Annotated in this window: 5 protein-coding genes; 3 read left to right on the top strand and 2 right to left on the bottom strand. The window is 69.4% G+C overall.

The genetic code is table 11. The features are described from left to right. Positions 1-198 (bottom strand): hypothetical protein (locus ACFUNE_RS37110; protein ID WP_383577342.1); only part of this gene is annotated, 198 nt, incomplete at its 3' end. Between the two features lie 798 nt (positions 199-996). Here ACFUNE_RS37110 and ACFUNE_RS37105 point away from each other — a divergent pair. From ACFUNE_RS37105 to ACFUNE_RS37095, 3 genes are all read left to right on the top strand, one after another. Beyond that, positions 997-2,637 (top strand): cation acetate symporter, encoded by a 1,641-nt coding sequence (locus ACFUNE_RS37105; protein WP_383577340.1) that lies wholly within the window; start codon positions 997-999, stop codon positions 2,635-2,637. 167 nt (positions 2,638-2,804) lie between these two features. Beyond that, on the top strand, positions 2,805-3,173 hold the full coding sequence (locus ACFUNE_RS37100; RefSeq protein WP_383577347.1) for a hypothetical protein: 369 nt from the start codon (positions 2,805-2,807) through the stop codon (positions 3,171-3,173). A gap of 102 nt (positions 3,174-3,275) precedes the next feature. Next, complete coding sequence (locus ACFUNE_RS37095; protein ID WP_383577338.1) at positions 3,276-4,166, top strand: dioxygenase; 891 nt, start codon at positions 3,276-3,278, stop codon at positions 4,164-4,166. Between the two features lie 242 nt (positions 4,167-4,408). On the opposite strand, the gene ACFUNE_RS37090 is transcribed toward ACFUNE_RS37095, so the two are convergent. Beyond that, complete coding sequence (locus ACFUNE_RS37090) at positions 4,409-5,689, bottom strand: acyl-CoA dehydrogenase family protein (RefSeq protein ID WP_383577336.1); 1,281 nt, start codon at positions 5,687-5,689, stop codon at positions 4,409-4,411. Between the last annotated feature and the right edge of the window lie 311 nt (positions 5,690-6,000).

Below are 6,000 nucleotides of genomic sequence, written 5' to 3'. Positions count from 1 at the left end.
TTCCGTGGCCCAGGTCAGGCGACGGGCCTGCTCGGCCCAGAAGCCCAGCCGGTCCGCCTCGGCCTGCTCGTAGGCCTCCGCCGTCACATTGGCGTCCGCGACCAGATCAGCAGGCGGCGCAAACCGCCGCTCCTCCTTGGTCAGGCTCGCGATCGACGCGCCTTCACCGGCTGCTCCACCGACCCGTGATGCCGACATATCTGCTCCATCCTCCCTCGACCCACTGCTCGGGGGCTCCCGTGCGGGGCACGGAGTGCGGTCGACCCGGCGCTGCGACGGCAGGCATAGCCGGAGGCGCACAAGGCGCCGCCGGCCTGCGATCGGGAGCGCGGCCGAACTGTCCGGTCTCTCCTGATGACGTCCCGCAGAGCGTGTGAGGTCACACCTTCCGGCGTTTCACCGCTGTGACATTTTGATAAATGTAGCCTGTAACCAAGCTTCAGTCCAGAGGTGGAGAAGGTCGGCGAGGCGGCGTCCGAGTGCGACCGGAACCCTGCCGACCTGCGGTGTCCCGTCGGCTGCGTCGACCAGCCCGCCCATGCCAGCGGCATATGCATGGTCACGAGATCGCTTCTTGATGCCGTCCGGGGCTTGGCATCGGCGCCCGGCAACCACCATGCTGACCCCGGCCGCCGCCCCCAGGGCGTCGCCCTTCCTCGTGCCGACGGCCAACTGCGCGTACTGCCGCACGACTTCGCAGCCCACGCCGCCTCCCGCCGATCACCTGCGCAGCCACCCCCGGCTGCCCTCCTCGGCACCGATCACCGGCCGCCGCCCTCCCCGCTGCCGGCCGGCTCTCCCACGGGTACGTACAGGAGCACTCATGAATACATTTCGGCGCTCGTTCTTCGAGGTGAGGTCCGGTCTCGTGCCGTCACCCCGCCCGGCGCGCAGCAAGCACCGCACGGCCGCACCACGCGTGGCCCCGACGCACTCACGCGGGCGATGTGCCGTCGGGGCCCCGGGCCGGGCAGTGGTGCGCGGAGAGGACGGAAGATGACCTACCAGGCCGAACAACTCGCAGCCGGACAGGCGTTGGGAGCCGTGCCACTGGTGGTCTTCCTCCTGGTCGTCTGCTCGGCGGTGCTCCTGTACCTGATGTACGGAGTGGATGCCGACGGAACCGCGGACGTCTACCTGGCCGGCAGGTCCCTGCGGCCGCTGCCCAACGCCCTCGCTCTCACCGGCGACTACATCTCCGTCGTCACCCTGTTGTCCGTCACGGGTTCGGTCGCACTCACCGGGTTCAGCGGGATGGCCCAGGCGGCCGGCGGAGTCGGGGCCTTGGGGGTTCTGCTGCTGCTGGCCCGCCCCCTGCGCGACGTCGGACGATTCACACTCGGTGACACGTGGGACGCGCGCTTTCCCGGTCCCGCCGCACGCGTCGCCGGTACTGTCGCGACGCTCTGCTTCTGCCTGCCGCTGACGGTGGTGCAGTTGGTGGTGGCCGGCTCCGCTGTCTCGTTCCTGCTGGGCGTGTCCGACATCGGCCCGGCGGCGCGGCTCTGCACCGCCCTCATCGGAGGCATCATGATCAGCGCCGCTTCCCTCAGTGGGATGCGGGGCAACACGATCCTCCAGGTGATCAAGACAGTGGTTCTGCTCCTCGCTATGACGGTGCTGGCCGGACAGGTCATGGACGAGTTCGGCTGGAACCCGAACCGTCTGCTCGACGCGGCGGGCGGCGGGAGCGCCGATCCCGCCGGCTTCCACATGGGCGGACTCTTCCGCGGCGACGGACCTGACGGGCCCCTGTCGCAGATCTCCGCGCTGATCACCGTGGTTCTCGGCGCCGGGATGGCCCCTCACCTGCTGATGCGCCTCAAGGCCTCGGACCACGGTGCCTCCGCCCGCCGTACGGTCAAGTACACCGTCGGACTGGTGGGGGCCTTCTCCGTTCTGGCGATCCTGCTGGGCCTGGGCGCGACGGCGCTCGTGGGGGAGAAGGGCCTTGCGGCCGCCGATCCGGAGGGCTTGGCCACACTCCCGCTACTGGCCCTTCAACTGGCGGAGAACGGGGCCGCTGGTGGCGCGATTCTCGCCCTGACGGTGTCCATGATCTTCCTCACGAGTCTCACGGTCGTGGCGTCACTGACACTTTCGTCGGCGGCCTCACTCGCCCATGACGTCTTCGCCGGCACTGTCGGCCGTGGCCGGTCGATGACGACCGAGATCCAAGCAATGCGCTGGGCCGGTGCGCTCGTCGGAGTCCTGGCCGTGGTGCTGGCGGTCGGGCTGCAAGGAAGGAACGTGCTCTTCCTCGCCCACTTCGCCATCACCGCCGGGGCGGCCGCCATCCTGCCCGCGCTCGTTCTCGGACTGTTCTGGCCGGGCTGCACGCGTGCCGGGATGCTGTGGAGTGTGTACGGCGGTCTCGTCTGCTGTGCCGTGCTGCAGGTGTCCGGGCCCGCCGTGTCGGGAAGTCCTGGCTCGACCCTGCCCGGTATCGACGTCGCCTGGTTCCCGCTGGAGACGACGGGCCTCGTATCCGTCCCGGTGGGATTCCTCCTCGGGTGGGTGGCGAGCCGCGTATCGGGATCCTCCACGACTCGGAGCACGGACGAGGAATTGGAGGAGTGGGCCGTGGAGGGCTCCTCATCCGTATCCCCGGCATCCCGCCCTCGACGTCACCGGTGACGCGGTCCGTCCCCTCCGGGGCGTCCAGCGCCCTCGGGTGAGGCCGGCGGCGTGGAACAGAGCCGGGCGAGCTCAGTCTCCGTGCCCGGGCGGGGCGCGGAGACGGCTCGAAGGTTCAGGTGACCGTCCGGACGGTCTCGTCCGCCGTAGGCGGGGGCAGCGGCTGCATGTCAGGGGAAAGGCAGGCCGCGGCTTCCCTGTCGGCACTTGACACAGTTGTTGATTTACGGTGTATTCGAGTGCCGGTCCGTAACGCGCGACTGCCGGGCCTCTACCCGCTCCGCTGCACGCGAAGCCACGGCGGTACACGACAGGTTCGGGTCCAGTGGGCAGCCGCCGGCGCACGTCAGCCGCCTCTCCTTCGCCGGCCGGCACGCGGCACGCACGCGGACGTCGCCCACCTCCGGGACGCCTGCAGCGCCGTGGTCGAGAACCTCTTCAGAGTGTCCGGAGCCTCGGCGACCATCACACGCCGACCGCTGCGACTGATCGCCCGGAACTGCCGTGCCGGCAGCCTGCACGCGGGCCACAACTGACGACGGCGCACAGCGCTGTGACCGTCCGGACAGCCTGTCCACACCTCGCCCGACAGGAGCAATGCCCGTGAACCGCCCCCTGCGACGTCGAACTTCGAGCCCATGACAGGCCGGCCGGCCACAGGCCCGGACCACAGCGGTGCTGACGCCATCACGGTCAGGGTGCTGTCCGAGATGGACGCACCTGATGCCCGGACAGGTCAGCTCACACAGTCGCTGGTCATGCACCTGCACGCCTTCCTCGTCGAGAACCAGGTCTCCTGGGACGAGTGGCGGGCCGGGCTGGACTTCCTCGCCCGGGTGGGGCGGTGGACGACCCCCGACCGCAACGAGCTCGCCCTCATGTCGGACACCTCAGGCAGCTCCACGCTGATCAACGCACTGAACAGACACAGGCCGGCGCAGGCCGGACTCGCCGGAGTGGACCAGCCCTTGCACCAGGCCGCACCCCCGCGCCGGATGGGAGACGTGATCGTCACCGCAGAGCAGTGGGCCGGCGGAAACTGGGCGCTCGTGCACGGTCGTGTCCTCGATACCGGTCGCAACCCTGTGGCCCACGCCCGTATCGACCTCTGGCAGGCCCATGCAGAACAGGACTCGTCGAACCTTCCGCACGATCCGCGGGCTCTGCTGACCACCGGGACGGACGGTCACTTCCGGTTCCGAACCGTCAAGCCGCTCAGCTACTCCCTGCCCACCGACGGTCCGTGCGGTGAGTGGCTGCGCGCCACCGGCCGTCAGGCGGTGCGCCCGGGGAACATCCTCACCCGCGTCGAGGCCGATGGCCACCATCCCCTCACCACACGCCTGTTCGCGGCAGGCGATCCCCTCCTCGGGCGGGACGCGGCCTTCGGCGTCACCGACGGGCTCGTACTCGACTTCGCCCTGCGCGAGACGCCGGAGGAGGTCGAGGCCGACGGGATGCCCGGGCCCTACTTCGATGTCGCCTGCGACCTGGTGCTGACCCCTGACAGGCGCACACCAGGAGCCTGAACGCCATGACCGCTCCGACGCGCTGCGTATCCGTGTCAGCCGCCGGTGGGGGAGCAGGTACGAACTGACCGGCCGCAGTCCGGGGGCGAGCAGGAAGCGACCGTACGAGGCGGTCCTCCCGCGGCCCGGCTCGTCGGCCCCCGGAACGCGCCGACCGCTGAACGAGCGCACGCCCACGGATCACGCCACTCGGCGTGTCCGCAGGCGTGGTTCGCGTCTCGTCGGCAGAAGCCGGACGAACCTCAGGCCTTGCTCGGTGCCGGCGCCGGCGCGAAGCGGTCGAGGGTCGTGATTCCCGCGAACTTGTGCGGCTGGACTCCTGCCATCAGCCTTCCGTAGTTCTCGGAGAGAGCCTCCAGATTGAGAGCGCCGTGCAAGGTGATGACACGTGCGTCGCGCCAGGCTCGCTGAATCGGTTCGCTCTCCATGATCGCGGTCGAGCCCGAATTCCTCTGGAGCAACTCGATCGCCTCCGCACACCATTTCGCCGCGTACGCCGTCTCGACGAGAACCCGGGCGCTGAACATCTGCATGTACTCCGGATCGGCCGGCGTGCCCGCGGCTGCCAGCGCTCCGAGCCGGTCGGTCTCATCCGCGTTGGCGCGAGCCGTCAAGGTCGCCGACTGGATCTTGGAGTGGACCTCCGCGAGCATCAGATGGGTGGAGGGTGCCTCCAGCTGGTTCTTGTACGTGGTCCCGCGGATGGGCCGACCGGCAGAACGTTCGAGGAACCTCTCCAGCGCGCCGTGCGCAAGGCCGATGGACATGCCTGCCATGAGGCTGAAGGCCCAGCCGAGCGAGGGCGCTTTCCACAGAGATCCCTTGAGACCGCTGTCGATCTTCGCGCCCACGATGTGACGGAAGTCGACGCAGCGATGGCCGGGCACGAACAGTTCGTCACCCACGAGTGTGATGGAGACACTCCCGGTGGCGCGCATACCGGCGACCTTCCAGTCGTCGAGGAAGCGGAGCTCGTCGCGCGGGACCTGAACGCCGAGCAGGTAGGGGCCCTCGTCGTCCTCGGCGATGCAGCCGAGATTGGTGAAGGGCGCCCAGAGCGAGTCGCTCCCGAACGTCCAGGGGCCGCCGGTGATGATCCAGCCGCCTTCGACCGGCCGTGCGCGCCCCCGGCTGGCCGGGAAGTGACTCGATCCGGCGACCCGCGGCCCACACCATTCGGATCCGTAGACCTCCTCGACGACGCGGGCACCCGAACCGGCGGGAATCCAGTTCGTGGAAGCACCCACCCACACACTCCACCCGCACGAGCCGTCCCACTTCGACACCTCGGAGACGACGTCCAACTGCTGCCGCACACTCAGCTCGTAGCCACCGAACTCAGCGGGGCTGCCGATGTCGAAAGCACCGGTGGCATCCAGGTCGGCGATGGTCTCGTCCGAATGGCGGCCGGCACGTTCCGCGTCGAGTGCACGCCGGCGCAGCTCGGGTCCCAGCGCGCGGACCCTCTCCAGAATCGTCGCCAGTGTCTCGGAGGTGTCGTGGGTCGCAACCATTATGGTCATCTCCTGTGCTTCGTTCTTGCGGGTCGAGGGCCGGGGTCGGCGATGCAGGGTGCGGTCGGTGCCAGGTACGGGCCGCGGGCCGGTACGTCCGGTGCCGATCAGGGTGCCTCCCACGACATCGGCCGTATCTCGGAGGTGTGCTGCGTATCCGCCGACACCACGGCGACTCCGGGCGGGCGACGAGTCCTGGTGGCGCCCGGTCCGGTTTCCTGCTGCGGCTCCGAGGGGCCGAGTGATGCGCTCCGCGTCTCGTCAGCCTGGAGCACAGGACCATGAGGTCGGCTCCGTCCTAGTGTCCACCGCCAGCAACC

The sequence above is a fragment of the Streptomyces sp. NPDC057287 genome, from assembly GCF_042667905.1.
In the GTDB taxonomy this organism is placed as follows: Bacteria; Actinomycetota; Actinomycetes; order Streptomycetales; family Streptomycetaceae; genus Streptomyces.
Note: the sequence above shows the minus strand (reverse complement) of the source record. Positions and strands in the feature narration are given on the sequence as shown.

Excerpts from the sequence above, each read along its gene's own strand:
- ACFUNE_RS37105 (WP_383577340.1), top strand. The coding sequence starts at position 997 with ATGACCTACCAGGCCGAACAACTCGCAGCCGGACAGGCGTTGGGAGCC.
- ACFUNE_RS37100 (WP_383577347.1), top strand. The coding sequence starts at position 2,805 with ATGTCAGGGGAAAGGCAGGCCGCGGCTTCCCTGTCGGCACTTGACACA.
- ACFUNE_RS37090 (WP_383577336.1), bottom strand. The coding sequence starts at position 5,689 with ATGACCATAATGGTTGCGACCCACGACACCTCCGAGACACTGGCGACG.
- ACFUNE_RS37095 (WP_383577338.1), top strand. The coding sequence starts at position 3,276 with ATGACAGGCCGGCCGGCCACAGGCCCGGACCACAGCGGTGCTGACGCC.